General features: G+C 61.8%; 13 protein-coding genes, 1 pseudogene and 2 riboswitches. Of the genes and pseudogenes, 9 read left to right on the top strand and 5 right to left on the bottom strand.

Annotation, left to right across the window (positions count from 1 at the left end):
* Positions 1–96: 96 nt before the first annotated feature.
* Positions 97–618, bottom strand: a complete 522-nt coding sequence (locus tag J3489_RS25190) for a hypothetical protein (protein ID WP_207002709.1) — start codon at positions 616–618, stop codon at positions 97–99.
* Here J3489_RS25190 and J3489_RS38370 point away from each other — a divergent pair.
* Positions 594–2047, top strand: a pseudogene (locus J3489_RS38370) (ISL3 family transposase). The gene J3489_RS25190 and the pseudogene J3489_RS38370 sit on opposite strands and share 25 nt — an antisense overlap.
* Before the next feature lie 361 nt (positions 2048–2408).
* On the opposite strand, the gene J3489_RS25180 reads toward J3489_RS38370, so the two are convergent.
* Positions 2409–3434, bottom strand: coding sequence for an ABC transporter substrate-binding protein (locus tag J3489_RS25180; RefSeq protein WP_207002708.1), 1026 nt, complete (start codon positions 3432–3434; stop codon positions 2409–2411).
* Between the two features lie 146 nt (positions 3435–3580).
* Positions 3581–3706: riboswitch (guanidine-I (ykkC/yxkD leader) on the bottom strand.
* Positions 3707–3785: 79 nt separating this feature from the next.
* A complete protein-coding gene (locus tag J3489_RS25175) occupies positions 3786–4154 on the bottom strand; it encodes a helix-turn-helix domain-containing protein (RefSeq protein WP_207002707.1) in 369 nt (122 codons plus the stop codon).
* A gap of 157 nt (positions 4155–4311) precedes the next feature.
* Here J3489_RS25175 and J3489_RS25170 point away from each other — a divergent pair, with 157 nt between their 5' ends.
* Both J3489_RS25170 and J3489_RS25165 read left to right on the top strand, forming a co-directional pair.
* A complete protein-coding gene (locus tag J3489_RS25170) occupies positions 4312–5187 on the top strand; it encodes a sugar phosphate isomerase/epimerase family protein (RefSeq protein ID WP_207002706.1) in 876 nt (291 codons plus the stop codon).
* A gap of 9 nt (positions 5188–5196) precedes the next feature.
* Positions 5197–6267, top strand: coding sequence for an isopenicillin N synthase family dioxygenase (locus J3489_RS25165; RefSeq protein WP_207002705.1), 1071 nt, complete (start codon positions 5197–5199; stop codon positions 6265–6267).
* Positions 6268–6327: 60 nt separating this feature from the next.
* Here J3489_RS25165 and J3489_RS25160 read toward each other — a convergent pair whose 3' ends face one another.
* Positions 6328–6471, bottom strand: a complete 144-nt coding sequence (locus J3489_RS25160) for a hypothetical protein (RefSeq protein ID WP_207002704.1) — start codon at positions 6469–6471, stop codon at positions 6328–6330.
* Positions 6472–6714: 243 nt separating this feature from the next.
* A riboswitch (guanidine-I (ykkC/yxkD leader) is annotated at positions 6715–6850 on the top strand.
* A gap of 57 nt (positions 6851–6907) precedes the next feature.
* On the opposite strand from J3489_RS25160, the gene J3489_RS25155 reads away from it, so the two are divergent.
* The 6 genes from J3489_RS25155 (at position 6908) to J3489_RS25130 (ending at position 15820) form a co-directional block, all read left to right on the top strand.
* Complete coding sequence (locus J3489_RS25155; protein WP_207002703.1) at positions 6908–7663, top strand: urea amidolyase associated protein UAAP1; 756 nt, start codon at positions 6908–6910, stop codon at positions 7661–7663.
* A gap of 11 nt (positions 7664–7674) precedes the next feature.
* A complete protein-coding gene (locus tag J3489_RS25150; protein WP_207002832.1) occupies positions 7675–8331 on the top strand; it encodes an urea amidolyase associated protein UAAP2 in 657 nt (218 codons plus the stop codon).
* Positions 8328–11927 (top strand): urea carboxylase, encoded by a 3600-nt coding sequence (gene uca, locus J3489_RS25145; protein WP_207002701.1) that lies wholly within the window; start codon positions 8328–8330, stop codon positions 11925–11927. Before J3489_RS25150 ends, uca begins: the two co-directional genes overlap by 4 nt.
* 2 nt (positions 11928–11929) lie before the next feature.
* Positions 11930–13807: an allophanate hydrolase gene (gene atzF, locus J3489_RS25140; RefSeq protein ID WP_207002699.1), complete on the top strand. Its 1878-nt coding sequence runs from the start codon at positions 11930–11932 to the stop codon at positions 13805–13807.
* A 76-nt stretch (positions 13808–13883) separates the two neighbouring features.
* Entirely contained in the window at positions 13884–14855 is a 972-nt protein-coding gene (locus tag J3489_RS25135) for an ABC transporter permease (protein WP_207002698.1), read from the top strand.
* Positions 14856–14908: 53 nt separating this feature from the next.
* Positions 14909–15820, top strand: coding sequence for an ABC transporter ATP-binding protein (locus J3489_RS25130; protein ID WP_207002697.1), 912 nt, complete (start codon positions 14909–14911; stop codon positions 15818–15820).
* Between the two features lie 103 nt (positions 15821–15923).
* Here J3489_RS25130 and J3489_RS25125 read toward each other — a convergent pair whose 3' ends face one another.
* Positions 15924–17540, bottom strand: coding sequence for a hypothetical protein (locus J3489_RS25125; protein ID WP_207002696.1), 1617 nt, complete (start codon positions 17538–17540; stop codon positions 15924–15926).
* Between the last annotated feature and the right edge of the window lie 303 nt (positions 17541–17843).

The raw sequence follows: 17843 nt of genomic DNA, 5'->3' as shown, positions 1-17843 counted from the left end.
GAGAGCAGTTTTCAAGTGTGATGTATGAGCTGACGGCGCTAAGATCAGGTTGCAGTCGGTTGCCAACCCGGTGTGCTGTCGATCATCGTAGTACCGTCAGACTCGGCTGCGTTTCAATCTGTCACCTGCGCCGACCACAATGTCCTCGAATGTCGAATCTAACTCCGCGAACACGTCCCAGCGGTCGACGCCCAGCCGCTTGGCGACCTCATCGATCACCAGAAGCTCAAGCTCGGCCTCGCGTTTGCCTTTCCACAACTTGTCGGCGAGGGCGACGGTCCGCTCTTCAAGCGACACACCCTCATCACACCACGCGGCATGCGTGATGCAGCAACGTGCGATGTTGGCTTGTACACCGTGCTCAATCATGAGCTGCTCGCCGGCGGGCTCGTGCAGCGAGCCCGGTCCGTCGAGCTCGTTCGGATACAGGATCTTGCCAGCATCGTGGACCGCAACGCCCAGCTCGACCACTTGGGCATCGAACGTTAGACCCATTGACCGATAGCGTTGTATCAGCAAGTCGGCGGCTTCGCCGACCAGCTTGACATGACGAATAAGGCGAAGACTGGCGCCAAGCTCGGCCAGTAGGTTGTATGCGTCATCCCTCGAACTCAACACGATTCACCTCTCAAATTGACTTCGCGCGGCCACCAATTGCTCGCATCATTGCCATCTACCATCTATATGGAACATCTTGGTCTTCGACGCTCGAGCAAGCCGCCCAGTTTTGCATGTCAGGCACAAAGCGTTCGAGGTCGCTCATTCCGGGAGCGACAATATCGGTATTACTGACGCTTCTTCGTTTGCTCGCCATGCTGCTGACACGATTGCTGAGTGCCTGCCATCATTTTCCCGGTTTCGTGTACTACGGTGCACGCCTGTGCGAGGCAACCCAGACCGTTGAGATCGACGTGCGCCCGCGCAAGGGCTCCAAGCCGATCTGCTCGTGTTGCAACAAACCTGGCAGCGGGTATGACACACTCCATGAACGTCGCTTCGAATTCATTCCGCTCCGGGGTTTCGCCGTGATTCTGCTCGATTCGATGCGCCGCGTCGACTGCCGCCAGTGTGGCGTGAAGGTCGAAGCGGTACCGTGGGCCGTCGGCAAGCATACGCTGACCAAGGCATACATGCCGTTCCTTGCGCAGTGGGCGCGCAAACTGTCGTGGAAAGAGACGGCACGAAGCTTTCGCACCAGTTGGGAGAGAGTTTTGCAGGCGGTGGAGTGGGTTGTCGACGGGGGACTGCACAATCGCGAACTCGGAACGATCCGTGCGTTCGGCGTTGATGAAATCCAGTATGGACGCGGACATCAGTACGTCACGCTCGTCTACCAGATCGAGGCCGGCTGCACGCGATTGCTCCGGGTCGGGCAGGAGCGCACGAAAGAATGCTTCACGAAATTCTTTGGCATGATCGGAAAGCCGCTGTGCGAGAAGGTTGAATTCGTGCGCTCGGACATGTGGAAGCCCATTGCACATCATTGCCCAAACGCCTTGAACATTCTCGACCGTTTCCACGTCGTGGCCAAAATGAACAAGGCCATCGACGAAGTTCGTGCCGATGAGGCTTGGCGCATGACTCGCGACGGCTATGAGCCGGTTCTCAAAAAATCCCGCTGGCGCCTGCTCAAGCGGCGCGAGAATCGCACTGGCAAGCAACGTGTTCGCCTACGGGATTTGCTTCAGTACAATCTACGCGGCGTACGCGCCTAACTGCTCAAAGAGGAGTTCCAGCAACTCTTGGATTACGTCTCGCCGAACTGGGCCGGAAAATTCCTTGACCAGTGGTGCAATCGGGCCATGCGCTCGCGCACTGAGCCCATGAAGAAGTTGCCCTTACCGTTCACTCCCACCGAGCGCTGATCCTGAACTACTTTCGTGCGCGAAAACAGTTCTCCGGCGGAGTCATCGAGGGTTTAAACAACAAAGCCAAAGTCACCATGAGAAGAGCCTACGGCTTCCGAACCTTCAGAGCCACGGAAAACGCGCTCCCACATGCGCTCGACAATCTTCCAGAGCCTCCGTCCACCCACACTTATTACTGACGAACCACATTTTCCTTGAGCGTCACTCCTGATCGCATCGACGACGGGCAACCGTCGTCGCGAGCGCAAAGAAAACCATGGGGCAAATTCTTGGCAGAGCGCGCAATGCTTCTGAGCTTGTGCTTGCCATTGCCGCGGCCTCCGACGAGCTGAGCAGAGGAATTGCACAGGTCAGCTTGGCCGAGGAACGCTCAAGACCGATAGTGAGCTTTCGACTTTTTCAGGACCGGACCTTCGCTGAGCGCGACTGCGCGAACTACCGCTCCGACCGACTATCCACGGGGAGCGCCTAGTCAGAATCTCAGGTACCGCAAAGGTGACACGTGCGGATGGAGCCCGTGTCACCTTGCAACAATATTGCTTACGGCGCGTCAGTCAACGCTGAATCAATATAGGCGTTCACATCCTGCGATTGCTTGTACACGGCATTGCGCACATTGAACTTGTCGGCGTTCACGCTCGAACCGTATACCGAGTCAAGCCCGTCACCCTTAACGAAAGCTTTCTTTGCTGCCGCCTCATCAAGCAAGTGCGTGCCCTTGAGCAGCGGCAGATATTGAGCCGGCGTCAGACCAACACGTGCAGACATGATCTTTACCGCGTCCGGCTGCGTCTTCGGATCATTGACATAGGCAACGCACCGATACCAGACCTTCAGCACCTTTGCCCAGTCGGCCTTGCGCGACGACAAGCTGACGGGATTGACCGTGATCGCGTCGTAGATCAAACCAGGCGCGTCGGCCGACGTGAAGATCGGGCGTGAGCCCGGCACGCGCTTGAGCGCCTCACCTGCGTTCGGTTGCCACGCGCCGACCGCCGCCACGTCGTTGGACGATGCGAGTACCTGCGGCAATTCGTTGGTCTTTGCGTTGACGAGTGTCACGTCCGATTCCTTGAGCTTGTGCTTCTCGAGCGCCGTGTCGAGCAGGAGGTGGTCGACGAGGCCCACCTCGACGCCCACCTTCTTGCCCTTGAGCCCCTCAACAGACCGGATGGGCGGCTTGGCGACGATCATGTCGTTGCCGCTCGAGTAGTCCGTCAGCAGGATCATGACGTTCTTGGCGCCGCTTGCGCCGGTCACCAGCGCGTCGCCATTGGTCGCGCCGACCGCATCGAGCTTGCCGGCCGAGAACGCATCGAGCGAGGCCGAGTAATCGAACCATTGGAAATTGACGTCCACGCCTTCCTGCTTGAACCATCCTTTGTCGATGGCGATCTGGAAGGCGAGGAAGCCCGGCCAGTCGCTATAGCCGATCGTCAGCGGCGCGGCGGCATGCACAGGTGCGGCTGCCAAGCCCACAGCAAGGGCTGCTGCGGCGCCGGCGACCACGCGACGGACTCGCGCCGAAGAGGGGAAGCGGGTGAGTGCGGATGCAGTTCGTTCCATCGTTTTCTCCAGGAGACCGGTGAGTTTGCGATTGTTGAGTTTGGCCACGCGGCGATTGCGCGACCTGACAACATGACCGGTCCCTGCGGATGCGGGAGAACACAAAAGCCGGCCACGGAGAGGCACGGTAGCCATCGCTACCGCCAATCTCCCGGGCTTTTGTCCCGCCGTGTAGTGCTACCGGCCAATCGGTTTTCAGTCGATTGCACCGGTGCACCGGGCTGCTCTCGGACCAGGCGTTCTTGCGAACCGGAACCCTAGCATCCCTAAGATGCAACGCCGCCGCACCTCTCGGTTCGTATTCAAGCGAGAAATATGCCAGTGCGAATTGTGCCGGCGCACCCTGCCGCGCTAATCCAGCTCGGCGAAGCGCTGATGGACGTACGCAAGGAACTGCTCCAGCCGTTCCTCAATCGAGGCCGCGAGGCTGATCTGCTTGACGCGGCGGTCGTCTGCGGAAGTCGCCTCCAGCAGCCAGCCGCCGTCAATCAGCGCTTGCACATAGCTGACCGCCGTGCGGCGGCTCACGCCGGGCATGAAGTCGTAGAGCGCCGTCTTGGCGAAGCAATCATCCTCCTCGAGCCACATCCGGCAAAAGAGATCGCTGTAGTTGAGGTCGTTCAGTCCCAGATCGCCAAAGTGCGCGGACCACTGCCAGTCCATGTCGAGAATGGCGCGCGCGACGGCTTGCCCCTTGCTACGCGCAATTTTTTTCTTCATCGATTCACCATGAGGAGGACGAGTGCACAGTCGAAGTGCGAAACAACCGGAAATCGGGCGCGACGCAATTATGTAACGCCGGCGCGCTGATCGTTTTATTGACGTCCGACTTTTAGTGTGTACTATTGCATGCAATTTTACATCTAAACGGAGAGGTATGAAATTCGAACTGTTCAAGACGTTCTGGGGATTCGACGGTGGGCCGCGCGAAGCGGCGCCTATGGTGCGCGCGGCCGGATTTGACGGCATCGAGGCGCCGGTGCCAGCCGCTGCGGCCGCGCGCGAAGCGTTTGCGACCGCCATTACCGAAGAACGGCTCGGGTTCATTGCGGAGATCACCACGGCGGGCAGTTACGTGCCACAACGTTCGGCGACGCCCGACGATCATTTGCGCGACCTCGAAGCAAAGATCATCTGGGGCAAGCCGCTGGGGCCGCGCTTCTTCAATGTGATGGCGGGCTGCGATGCATGGCCAGCCGTGACGCAAATTGACTTTTTTGCGCGCGCGGTCGAGATCGCGGCGAAGCACGACGTGATCTGCAGCTTCGAGACGCATCGCGGGCGCTCGTTCTTCAACCCGTGGATCACGCGCGACGTCGCGCGCGCGGTGCCTCAACTCAGGCTGACCTGCGACTTCAGTCACTGGGTATCGGTGTGTGAGCGTCTGCTGGATGAGGAATGGGACACGATCCTCGAACTCGCTCCGCATGCACATCATTTGCACGGCCGCGTCGGCTATCCGCAAGGTCCGCAGGTTCCGCATCCCGCTGCGCCCGAATATGCCGAGTGCCTCGCCTCGCATCAGCGGATCTGGGAGGCGTTGTGGAGCGCGCAGATCGAGAACGGCTACACGGGCACGACGATGACCCCGGAGTTCGGTCCCGATGGCTATCTTCACACGCTGCCCTTTACTAACGCACCCGTGGCCGATCTCTGGGAGATCAACACGTGGATGGGACGGGAAGAGCGTCGGCATTTTGCCGCGTTTCTTGCGCAGCGCGAAGCGCGCCTCGAACCGCAATCCACTATATAGGCAAACCTCATGAGCCATACCCACACGGGCTTCGATCGACTCCCCATCGTCGACGTCAGCGGACTCTTTAGCGATGACCTGGGCGAGCGTCTGGCGACCGCTTGCGAACTCGATCGCGCGGCGCGCGACGCCGGATTCTTCTACGTCACGGGTCACCAGGTTGCACGCGAACAACAGGCCGAACTCGTTGCGCAGGCGCGGCGTTTCTTTGCGGCGCCCGAAGACTGGAAAATGCGCTACTACATCGGCCAATCGGTCGCGCATCGCGGCTACGTTCCGGAAGGCGAGGAAGCGTTCGCCGGGGGCAAGCGCGACAGGAAGGAAGCGTTCGATACGGGCAGGGAACTGCCGCCCGACGACCCTGACGTGAAGGCCGGCACGCCAATGCTCGGCCCGAACCTGTGGCCGGAGCAGCCCGGCTTTCGCGAGGCGGTCAGCAGCTACTACGAGGCGGCGTTCGCGCTCGGCCGGGCCCTGTTCCGTGGTTTCTCGCTTGCGCTAGGCTTGCCGGAGTCGCATTTCGACGCCTATCTGAGCAAGCCGCCGAGCCAGTTGCGGCTCATCCACTATCCATTCGACCCGTCCGCCGAAGACCGGCCGGGGATAGGCGCGCATACCGACTACGAGTGCTTCACGATCCTGCTGCCGACAGCCCCCGGGCTCGAAGTCATGAACGGCGAGGGCCATTGGATCGATGCGCCGCCGGTCGAAAACGCGTTCGTCGTGAACATCGGCGACATGCTCGAGGTCTGGACCGGCGGCACTTATGTGGCCACGTCGCACCGCGTGCGCAAGGTGAGGGAGGAGCGGTACTCGTTTCCGCTGTTCTTTGCCTGTGACTACCGGACGGTGGTCGCGCCGCTGCCGCCGTTCGCGACACCGGAGGCTGTGGCGAAATACCCGCCAGTGTTCGCGGGTGATCACCTGTTCGCGCAGACCGCGCAAAGCTTCATGTATCTGAAGCAGCGGCTTGAAAGCGGAGAGCTGGCGTTGCCCGACGGTTCGAAAGCGCCTGCCAGCTTCGGGCAGCAGGCGCGGTATGCGACGGCTGGGCCCAGCAGCATGAACGATGACGAGTGAACGTCGGTCGTCCTGGCGGGCAAACAGTGACTGCGGTTTGCCCGCCACGGCGCCCGCACGTTAGGGGCGGCGCCGCTGTTTCTGCAGTTCGATGAAACGGACCGACAGCAATTCAAAGAGCGTGCGGCGAAGGGTGGCGAGGTTGGGCATGTCGGATGATGGCGTGTTGATAGGGAGTCTTGCATCCAGCAACCACCATGCCATCGCGTTCCATCCCGTGCGCACAACGAAGCACGCAGCGCGTCGGCCCAAATGTGGAGCACGAGGCATTCAAGTGGTGCGAGGCGGCCCTGCCGCAGAGCGCGTGCACTGCCAGACGCACCAGTTGCATGGCATTGCGGATGGCAGCGCATCGCTTGTCGCGGCTGGCTTCCGACGCAAGCACCGCTACGCTGGCACGCAACTCGCTTAACGGTGCCGCGAGAGGTGCGAAGCAATTTGCATCATCTTCAGGATCGCTAGGGTTCCGGTCGTACCGCCGTCATGTGGGCACGATGCCTGGTCCAAGAGCAATCCGGTCTTGCCGTCCACCTTCTTTCAAGGCGCCGGCGAGGCTCCACGGAGGGATAAAAGCCCGGGAGGTCGCGATGTCGTTCAATCGCCCTCTCACGCTTTTTCCCAACCGATACCAGGAGCCTCCATGTCGACGCAACTCCCAGTCGATCTTGCACCGATCCCGCACGTGTTGTGGGAAACAGTGATTCCTGCCGGCACCCACTGGTCCGGCGTGCTGCGCCGAGGCATTGCGCTACGTATCGTCGATCTCGAGGGCGGCGCGAATCTGGCCGCCGTGTTCTATCGGCACGACGATCCGCTCGAGCGCTACAACATGGCCGATACGCTGAAGGCACAGCACACCGCGCATCTGACGCGCGGCTGCGTGTTGTATTCGGACATGGGCCGGGTGATCGCATCGATCACGGCCGACACGCTTGGCTGGCACGATCCGCTAGGCGGCGTCGGCGATGCGGCGCTTTTCGCGAGCAAGTACGGCGTCGCCCGCTATCAGGAGCATCGCAACGCGATGATCCGCAACGGCCGCGACAGCCTGCTACTCGAACTGGCGAAGTACGGCCTCGGCACGCGCGATCTGGTGGCGAACCTCAACTTCTTCAGCAAGCTCGCCCCGGACGAGGCGGGCGCGCTGACCTTCGTGCCGCACCACTCGCGGGCCGGAGCAGCGTTCGATCTGCGCTTCGAGATGAACACACTCGCGGCGTTTTCGAGCGCGCCACATCCGCTGGATCCGGCGTCCACTTACGAACCGAGGCCTGTCAAGCTGATCGCGTACCGCGCCTATGCAACGGACGCCACCGTCCCGGCCGACGATCCATGCCGCGCAGCGTGCCCCGAGAATGAGCGCGGCTTCGTCAACACCGACCGCCTGTTCGTATAAGGAGACCCATGATGCCTATCGTCGAAAGCAAGCTCGATATCCGTCATGCGGTCTACGACCACACGTTGCCGGCCGGTGAACCATGGCTGCACGAAGTCAAGCGCGGGCAGTTGTTCCGCATCCTCGACCTCGAAGGCAATCAGGCGGTCGACACCCTTTTCTACAACACCGCCGATTCGCTGGAGCGCTACAGCGCGCAGGACACGATTCGCGTTCAACGCAACCTGTATCTGACAGCGGGCAGCGTGCTGATGTCGAACTTCGGCAATCCGATGCTGACGATCGTCGCGGATACCTGTGGACGCCACGACATGCTCGGTGGCGCCTGCGCGGCAGAAAGCAATACGGTCCGCTATGCGCTCGACAAGCGCCACATGCACAGTTGCCGCGACAGCTTCCTGCACGCCATCACGCATTGCACCTGCGGCGCGGGAGCGCAACTGACCAAGCGCGACATCGTCAGCAACATCAACTTCTTCATGAACGTGCCGGTCACGCCGCTCGGCAAGCTGACGTTCGAAGACGGCATTTCCGCGCCGGGCAAATACGTCGAGATGCGCGCCCACATGGACGTGACCGTGCTGATCTCGAACTGTCCGCAATTGAACAATCCGTGCAACGGCTATAACCCGACGCCCGTGCGGCTCCTCATCTGGGACGCACAATGAGATTCGACAAGATCCTGATTGCCAATCGCGGCGAAATCGCCTGCCGCGTGATTCGCACGTTGAAGCGTCTTGGCATCGCGTCGGTTGCTGTCTATTCGGAAGCCGATCGCCACGCGATGCATGTGATGCTCGCGGACGAGGCTGTCTGCATTGGCCCAGCTGTCGCGGCCAGCAGCTATCTGAACGGCGCCGCGATACTCCACGCGGCGCGCGCGACCCGCGCGTGTGCGGTGCATCCCGGTTACGGCTTCCTGTCCGAGAATGCCGCTTTCGCGCAGTCTTGTGAAGACGCAGGGGTTCGTTTCATCGGACCGCGCCCCGCGCAGATGCGTGAATTCGGCCTGAAGCACACCGCGCGCGAACTGGCGAAGGCCAACGACGTGGCGCTGCTGCCGGGCACCGGCTTGCTGGCCGACGTCGCCACCGCGATACGTGAGGCCAATTCGGTCGGCTACCCGGTGATGCTGAAAAGCACAGCGGGCGGCGGTGGCATCGGCATGTCGCTGTGTCGCGACGCCGTGCAACTGGAGGCGGTGTTCGCATCGGTTGCGCGGCTCGGCGAGGCGAACTTCGCGAACGCGGGTGTCTACCTCGAGAAGTTCGTCGAGAACGCGCGGCACATCGAAGTGCAGATCTTCGGCGATGGGCGGGGCGGCGTGATTGCGCTCGGCGAACGCGATTGCTCGGTACAGCGACGCAATCAGAAGATCATTGAAGAGACGCCAGCACCGGGTTTGACCGAGGCAGAACGGACTGCGCTGCACGCGAGCGCGGTGCGTCTGGCAAAGGCAGTGAACTATGAATCGGCCGGTACGGTCGAGTTCGTGTTCGACGCCGACACGCGCCGCTTCTATTTCCTCGAAGTGAACACGCGGTTACAGGTCGAGCATTGCGTGACGGAGGAGGTGACCGGTATCGATCTGGTCGAATGGATGATCCGTCAGGCGCAGGGCGAGCTTGCGCCGCTCGACACGCTCATGCCGCAGCCCAGCGGGGCGAGCATCCAGGTGCGTGTGTACGCAGAAGATCCGCACAAACAGTTCCAACCCAGTGCGGGCGTGCTGACACACGTTGCGTTTGCCGACGACGCGCGCATCGAGACATGGGTCGACGCCGGCACCGAAGTGAGCGCGTTCTACGATCCGCTGCTCGCGAAAGTCATTGTCAAAGGCGAGACGCGCGATGCCGCGCTCGCCACGCTGCGCGGCGCGCTCGACGACACACAACTCTACGGGATCGAGACGAATCTCGACTACCTGCGTGCAATCGCAGGTTCGGATACGTTCGCGCGCGGTGCGCAGACGACTGCATTCCTGTCGCGCTTAATGTTCATGCCGCACACGATCGACGTGCTCGACGGCGGCGTGCAGACGACGGTGCAGCAGACACCGGGACGGCTTGGCTACTGGGACATCGGCGTGCCGCCTTCCGGGCCGATGGACGATCTGTCGTTCCGGCTCGCGAACGAGTTGCTCGGCAATGCGCCGGATGCGGCCGGGCTCGAATGTGCGATGGTCGGTGCGACGCTGCGCTTCAACACGACTACGCTTTTCGTGCTCGGTGGCGCGCCGCTCGCCGCGACGCTCGATGGAGAGCCTGTCGAGTTTTGGCAGGTCACGCGGGCGGCCGCAGGTTCGGTGCTGAAGCTGGGCGGCGTGACCGGTGCAGGCATGCGCGCGTGCCTCGCGCTCAAGGGGGGCTTGCGGGTCCCTGATTACCTCGGCAGCAAGGCCACGTTCACGCTTGGCCAGTTTGGCGGACATGCCGGGCGCGCATTGCGCAAGGGCGATGTATTGCATCTCGCCGTCGACGCGGGCCGAGGCGAGCCGGGCGCGGTGCTCGATCCGGCCCGTGTGCCGGAATTGACGCACGACTGGACGCTGGGCGTGCTCGACGGTCCGCATGGCGCGCCGGACTTCTTCACGCCGGATGACATCGCGATGCTGTACGGAACGCAGTGGACCGTCCACTACAACTCCAGCCGCACAGGCGTGCGCCTGATCGGGCCGAAGCCGGAGTGGGCCCGCGCGGACGGTGGCGAGGCAGGGCTGCACCCGTCGAACATCCATGACAACGCCTACGCGATCGGCGCGGTTGATTTCACTGGCGACATGCCGGTGATCCTCGGGCCGGATGGCCCGAGCCTCGGCGGCTTTGTGTGTCCGGTGACCGTCGTCGGCGATGAGTTGTGGAAGCTCGGGCAACTGCGGCCGGGAGACACGGTGCGGTTTGCGCCGGTTCCGGTCCAGGAGCCGGCGTCCATGCCTGCGCCGAACAGCGCGCCGAGCGCCACCGATTGCGTTCTCTACCGTGATTCCGACGCGGGCGAAGGGACGGGTGTCGTGTATCGCCGCTCGGGCGATCAAAACGTGCTGGTCGAATACGGCCCGCTGGTGCTCGACCTAAACCTGCGCTTTCGCGTGCATGCGTTGACGAACTGGCTCGATGCACATCGGCTGCCGGGCATCATCGATCTGACGCCCGGGATCCGCTCGCTGCAAGTGCATTTCGATCACCGGACGCTGTCGCGCGACACGGTGATCGCGCATCTTCAGCAAGCCGAGCGCGAATTGCCTGGCGTCGCCGATATGCGCGTGCCGAACCGCATCGTGCATCTGCCGCTGTCATGGGACGACCCGTCCACGCGGGTGGCGATCGAGCGCTATATGCAATCGGTGCGGCCCGATGCGCCGTGGTGCCCGAGCAATATCGAGTTCATTCGCCGCATCAACGGGCTCGCCAGCATCGACGACGTGAAGCGCATTGTGTTCGATGCGCGCTATTTGGTAATGGGACTCGGCGACGTCTATCTCGGCGCGCCGGTGGCGACGCCGCTCGACCCGCGCCACCGGCTCGTGACGACCAAATACAACCCGGCGCGCACGTGGACGCCCGAGAATGCGGTCGGTATCGGCGGCGCTTATCTGTGCGTGTATGGGATGGAAGGGCCGGGCGGCTATCAGTTCGTCGGCCGCACGGTGCAGATGTGGAACCGCTATCGGACCACGCGCGAATTCGAGGCGGGCAAGCCGTGGCTGCTGCGCTTTTTCGACGAGATCCGCTTCTACGAAGTCAGCGAAGCCGAACTTGCCGAACTGCGTGCCGATTTCATCTCGGGTCGCGCGAGCCTGAAGATCGAGGACTCGGTGTTCGACCTCGGCGCGTACAACCGTTTTCTGCACGAAGAGGCCGAATCGATCGCCGCGTTCAAAACAATGCAGCAGGCGGCCTTCGATGCCGAGCGCGAGCGCTGGCAGGCGGCCGGACTAGCCGAGTACGTGGGCGAGTCCGGCGGCGACGCGGCTTGGGTGCCTGCCGGTGCGCCGGACGACGCACTGGCAACCGGCCAGCGGAGCATCGTCGCCGATGTGTCCGGTAGCGTGTGGAAACTGCTCGTGAGCGAGGGCGAGCGCGTGACCGAAGGGCAGGTGGTCGCGATCGTCGAATCGATGAAGATGGAATTATCTGTTGCCGTCAACGAAGACGGCGTGATCGAAACAATCGACTGTGCGCCGGGCGCGGCTGTCGTCGCCGGCCAGCGGTTGATGGTGATGCGTGCCGACGTTGCGGCCGACGCTAGCGAGGAGGCTGCGTGAAAATGAACCCACACACTGATCTACTTGAGCCGATGTCGATCGCGTCGCTGCACGCGCGCTATCGGGATGGCAGTCTCACGCCCGCGCAACGGGTCGAAGCGATTGCCGCGCGTACGGCGGGCGACGATCCACATCACGCGTGGATTCGCGCGTTGACCCGTGACGAGATGATGCGATACGTCGACGCACTTGAAGGCCTGGACGTGGACGCCTTGCCGCTGTACGGGATTCCGTTTGCGATCAAGGACAACATCGATCTGGCAGGCATCCCGACGACCGCCGGTTGTCCGGCCTATGCCTATATGCCCGAGCGGAGCGCGGCGGTCGTCGAACGTCTGATTGCGGCGGGTGCAATTCCGATCGGCAAGACCAATCTCGATCAGTTTGCAACCGGCTTGTCCGGGCAACGCTCACCCTACGGCGCATGCCGCAACGCGCTCGATCCGCGTTACGCGTCGGGCGGCTCCAGTTCCGGCTCTGCGGTCACGGTTGCACTTGGTCTCGCGGCATTTTCGCTGGGCACTGATACGGCTGGCTCGGGGCGCGTGCCGGCGGCATTTCACGGGCTGATCGGACTTAAGCCGACCAAGGGCGTGCTCAGTACGCTCGGCGTCGTGCCGGCGTGCAAGTCGCTCGATTGCGTATCGATCTTCGCGCGCTCAGTCGGCGACGCGCAACGTGTGTTCGACGTCGCGCGCGGCGTGGCGGACGGTGATCCGTATGCGCGTGAGTGGCAACCGCCCGAACCGCCGTCCCAGTCCTTCCAGTCGTCCCAGTCCTCCCAGTCGGGACAGCCACGGTCCTTGCGCGGCGTACGCTTCGGCGTGCCGCGCGCGGAACAACTCGAATTCTTCGGCGACGCTTCGTACGCCCGGGCTTTCGATGCCGCGCTAGCGCGCTTGCGGTCGGCGGGTGCGCAACTGATCGAGATCGACTTCGAGCCGTTCCTGGCAACTGCTCGCCTGCTGTACGAGGGCCCGTGGGTGGCCGAGCGGCTCGCCGCGATTCGCGCATTCGCCGAGGCGCAGCCGGATAAGCTGCATCCGGTGATACGCGAGATCATCGGCGGCGCCGCGCGCTGGAGCGCGGCGGACGCGTTCGCCGCTTTCGACCGGCTGGCCGTATTGCGCATGCAGGCCGAAGAGGTCTGGCACCAGATCGATGCGATTGTGACGCCGACGTCGGCCACGACTGCGACCATCGCCGAGCTGGAAGCGGATCCGATCCGCGTCAACTCGCGCTTCGGCTACTACACGAACTTCGTCAATCTGCTCGACCTTTCTGCGCTTGCCGTGCCCGCCGGTGTCTGCGCGGCCGGGGAGCATGCCGGGCTGCCCTTCGGCGTGACGTTCGTCGGACGTGCGCATCAGGATGCCGTTCTGCTCGATCTGGCGGGGGCTTGGCTTGGTGAGACGTCGGATGAGCGGAGGTTGCGCGCCGTACCGACGGGCGGAACAGCGGGCGAGGGCGAGCACGCGACCGTGCGGATCGCCGTGGTCGGCGCACACCTCAGTGGCGAGCCACTGAACGGGCAACTGACACAACGAGGCGCGCGCCTCGCTGCGAGCACCACTACCGCGCCGACCTACCGCTTATACGCGTTGCCCGCGGCGTCGGAGGGGGCCGTCGCGAGGCCGGGTCTCGTGCGCGTGGCGACCGGTGGTGCAGCAATCGAAATCGAGGTGTGGAACATGCCGCTCGCCGGGTTCGGTGATTTCGTCGCAGAGGTACCACCGCCGCTTGGCATCGGCACGCTGACGCTCGTGGATGGTACGCAGGTTTACGGTTTCCTGTGCGAAAGCGTCGCGCTCGACGTCGCGACCGACATCACCGCGTTTGGGGGGTGGCGCGCTTATCTTGCGAGCCGTCATGCGCGATGAGCAGCATGTGGCGAATCAATTCAACATCGACGGAAGTGCACGGTAGGGGCAATCGAACCATGCAACGGAGAATCCCATGACCATGATTAACCGGACCGAATGGTTCGCCGTGCGCCGCGAGCTATCCTTGCGCGGCAAGTGGATATTGGGTGTCGGCTCGTTCCTGCTGCCGCTGGCGGTGTGGTGCGTGCTCAGCTATGTGCCGTTTGTCTGGCATCCACAGGTGCTCGTCACGAGCCCGGGCAGCGTCGACTATTTCCAGAGCGGCATGCGTGTCGACAGGGACGTGTTCGCCGACGAGCTGGCCCATGCGCGAGAGACTCACAGCGCGTTGCCGGCTGGCAAGCCCGCTAACCCCGTGTACCTGCCGGCGCCGCATGAGGTACTGCGCGCGTTTTACACGGCGTTCACGACGCCACCCGCATCGCACGATGGCGTCTGGCTGCATCAAAGTCTGTGGCACAGCATCCAGATCATCTTCTGGGGCTTCGTCGTGTCGTCGGCCATTGGCGTGCCGATCGGCATTGTCTGCGGCACTTACAGCGCGGTCGCACGGTTGCAGGAGCCCGCTTTCGAGTTCTTCCGCTATTTGCCGGCGCCCGCTTTCGGTGCCCTGATGGTTGCGATACTCGGCATTTATGACGCACCCAAGATCGCCATCATCGTCATCGGAACGTTCTTCCAGCAGGTGATGATCATCGCTAACACGACGCGCAAGCTCGACTACGGCTTGTTCGAAGCGGCGATGACGCTCGGCACAAAGAAACTCAGGCTGCTCACGCATGTGGTGGTTCCGGGCATCCTGCCGGACCTGTACCGGGACCAGCGCATCCTGCTCGGGTGGGCGTGGACTTATCTGATCGTCGCAGAACTGGTCGGCACCACTTCCGGCATTACCTGGTACATCACCCAGCAGGCGCGATATGAGCATTTCGACAACGTCTACGCGGCGATCTTGATGATCGGCATCATCGGACTGGGCACCGATCTCGTGCTGGCGTTCGTCGGTCGCAAACTGTTCCCATGGGATCGTACGTTGAAGGCGTAGCGTGCACGTTTATGCGATCCGGTCTATTGCACCGCATCTAGAGGACCTCATTCATGCTAAATCCGCAACCAATCCCGTCATACCTCATTCAGTCCGACGCGGTGCGCGCCCGTTTCCAGCACCTGAAGGCCCGTGAGGTGATCCTGGAGGTCAACGACCTTGGCAAGCGCTTCGAGACGTCGCAAGGCGCGATCACGGCGCTGGATGGCATCAGCTTCAAGACTCATCGGCGCGAGTTCGTCTGCGTGATCGGTCCGTCGGGCTGCGGCAAGTCGACGTTGATTCGCATCCTCGCCGGGCTCGACTCGCAGACGAGCGGCCACGTGCTGCTCGACGGCAGGCCTGTCCAGGGGCCGGGCGCCGATCGCGGGATGGTATTTCAGGGCTATACGCTGTTTCCATGGTTGACCGTCAAGAAGAACGTCATGTTCGGCCTGAAGATGAACGGACACAGCAACGTGCACGCCGAGCGCGAGGCGCTGCAATGGCTGGATCTGGTCGGCCTCGCGAAGTTCGCGAACGCCTACCCACATCAGTTGTCCGGCGGGATGAAGCAGCGCGTAGCGATTGCGCGAGCGCTCGCGAACCGGCCGCGCATCCTGCTGATGGATGAACCGTTCGGCGCGCTCGACGCACAGACGCGTGCAAAGATGCAGACACATCTGCTCGATATCTGGCGCAACATCGACGTTACCGTCCTGTTCATCACGCACGATTTGGACGAGGCGATTTTTCTCGCTGACCGCATTCTGGTCCTGAAGGCGCATCCGGGCGAAGTGCAGGAGTTGATCGAAGTGCCGGTCCCGCGCCCGCGCGATTATTCACAGATCACGCTGCCGGAATTCGCGGCGACGAAGGCGCGGCTTGACGCACTGATTCATCCGCCCATTACGGCGGACGACGAAGACGAGGGGGTAAAGCCGCACATGGTGCGGCTGACTGACGTGAACGACAACGTCGAGTAGAGGCGTGGGGCGTAACGTTTTGCGAAGAGATTACGTCACAGAACCGGCACGGGCGCCGGTTCCGGATAGAAAGCGCGCGGGGCGCACGATTTCAGTAGGAGGACTAGACAGTGGGCACCTCAACGCGCGCCTCCATGGCTTGAGCCCAATCAGATAGAGGTGCACGCGTCGTCAGATCCGCCACTTTCGTCAGAATTACTGGTTTGACCTGCGTCCCGTCGGGCAGCTGAGAAACGTAGTGCTTCGCAGCGTGCCGCCATTCACCGTCATTCAACGTTGCCGAATCCCAATGGCGGTATGGCACATCAGCGACTCGTCGCAGGTCGACAAAATGATTGAAGCGGTACAGAACAAGGACACAGATTTCCGGGAAGACGTAAAGCACCGGCACTTCGTTTCGAAATCTGAACATCATCGGCCACAGTTGCTCCTGGAGCGCCCAGAACGCATGATTTACAGTCAGGTTACAGCGTTGTTGACTTCCATCCGCCATCTTCGAGAAGAGTCCTGTCAGTCCTACATCGCGGGCAAGCTGGTCAAGCAGTTGAAGACGTTCCTCTGGTAGCCGGACCACAATGCATTGCCGTTCGGTGATCCGTTCCTCAAATGGTTTCGGCAGCGCCGAAGAGTCGACCAGATAACATGTTTCCAATGACGCGGCCTCATGCCTGATAGTCTGTAAAACGGTATTGCTTGCTAGCAACTGGTAAGGCTCGCGAGTCGTGGTTGTTCGGTCTGGATTCAGGCGCCGGCAAAACATCGCGTACACCATTCGCGCAGTCAGCTCCCGAGCAGCTTCCTCGTGCTCGGGAAATTCGAGCATCGACGCGATGATACCGACCGCCTCTTCCGCATCGACAGTGCAGTGAGATAACAATGAACGCAACGGTTCACTCAACCTATGCCAGAGGCGCTCGATGTCGCGCATAGTCTCAACGTACGATGTGGCCGCTTTGTAAAAAGCAGGGATGAGACCGTTTGTCTCCACGGACTTTGCGAGAAACGGTGCGGCCAGCTGAAGCCATTCACCCAGTACCGACGTGTAGACGGTTGACCAGAAGTGCAGGTGGCGTCCGTCATCCATCGAGTCGAGCGTTGACCTGAACCAAATCGTGGCTAGTTCGAGGGGGGCGTTGGAATTATCGAGCGGCGCGGAAAGCTGCTCGCTAATCTGGTATGCCTCAAAGTGGTCAAACAGCGGTTCAGCGTGTTCATCATTTTGTTCGATGAACTCGTCTCCCCATGGGCCCGCCATTTCTTCGTCACCCCACGAGATTTCATCCACCATCTGCAGCCGCTCCTGAACTATCGGCAGTATTGAGCTGAGGGCATTGCGAAATGCGGGTCTTACATCGTCCCCGTCGCCCAGCGACAACGCTTCTCTCAGGTGGTCGTATGTAATACGGAAGGGCAGGGGAGCTTCAAGCTCAACTTCATTGTTGCTGTACGCAGAAAAAGCAAGCCGCTTCTGCGCCGTTCGGCGGAGCGCAGCGTACTCAGCGAGCAGAGAAATGAAGGGCTCCCGCAAGCCGCTTTCTTCAATTTCAGCGATTACGTCCGGCGAGGTTTCCTTCAACATCCAAAGCACCACCTGAGGGACCACGGAAACAAGCCCCTCCGAGGTAGAAAGGGATTGGTCCATATCGGCGATTAGCTCGACGGCGTGAAGAAAGGCGAATTCCAGCGTTGTTAGAAGCTCGATGTCGGTATTTGTATCCATGAGTCAATTTCAGCGGTATCAGCGCGTTGGGGTTGCGATAGCGTGGTGTTCATGCAGCGTACAGAGGTGTGCTGCGCGAGCATTGGCTCGCCAGCCGGGGCGGCTCGCCGCACCGGAGTGTGAAAGGCACCTTTGGTGGCGGCGCTCGCACCGCTCGCCTCAGCAGGGGCGATCGTTTGCCCAGCGAAACCAGTCTGCGTGAGCAGATTTGTGCACGTTAGAATTAACGTAAGCGCTAGTTTTAGCACACCGAATGCAGATTTGATGGTCGGTGCGCGTTTGTCGTGTCAGCCGACGTTCGTT

This window comes from Trinickia mobilis (assembly GCF_017315705.1).
Lineage (GTDB): Bacteria > Pseudomonadota > Gammaproteobacteria > Burkholderiales > Burkholderiaceae > Trinickia_A > Trinickia_A mobilis.
This window is presented reverse-complemented; position numbering and strand designations above follow the sequence as displayed.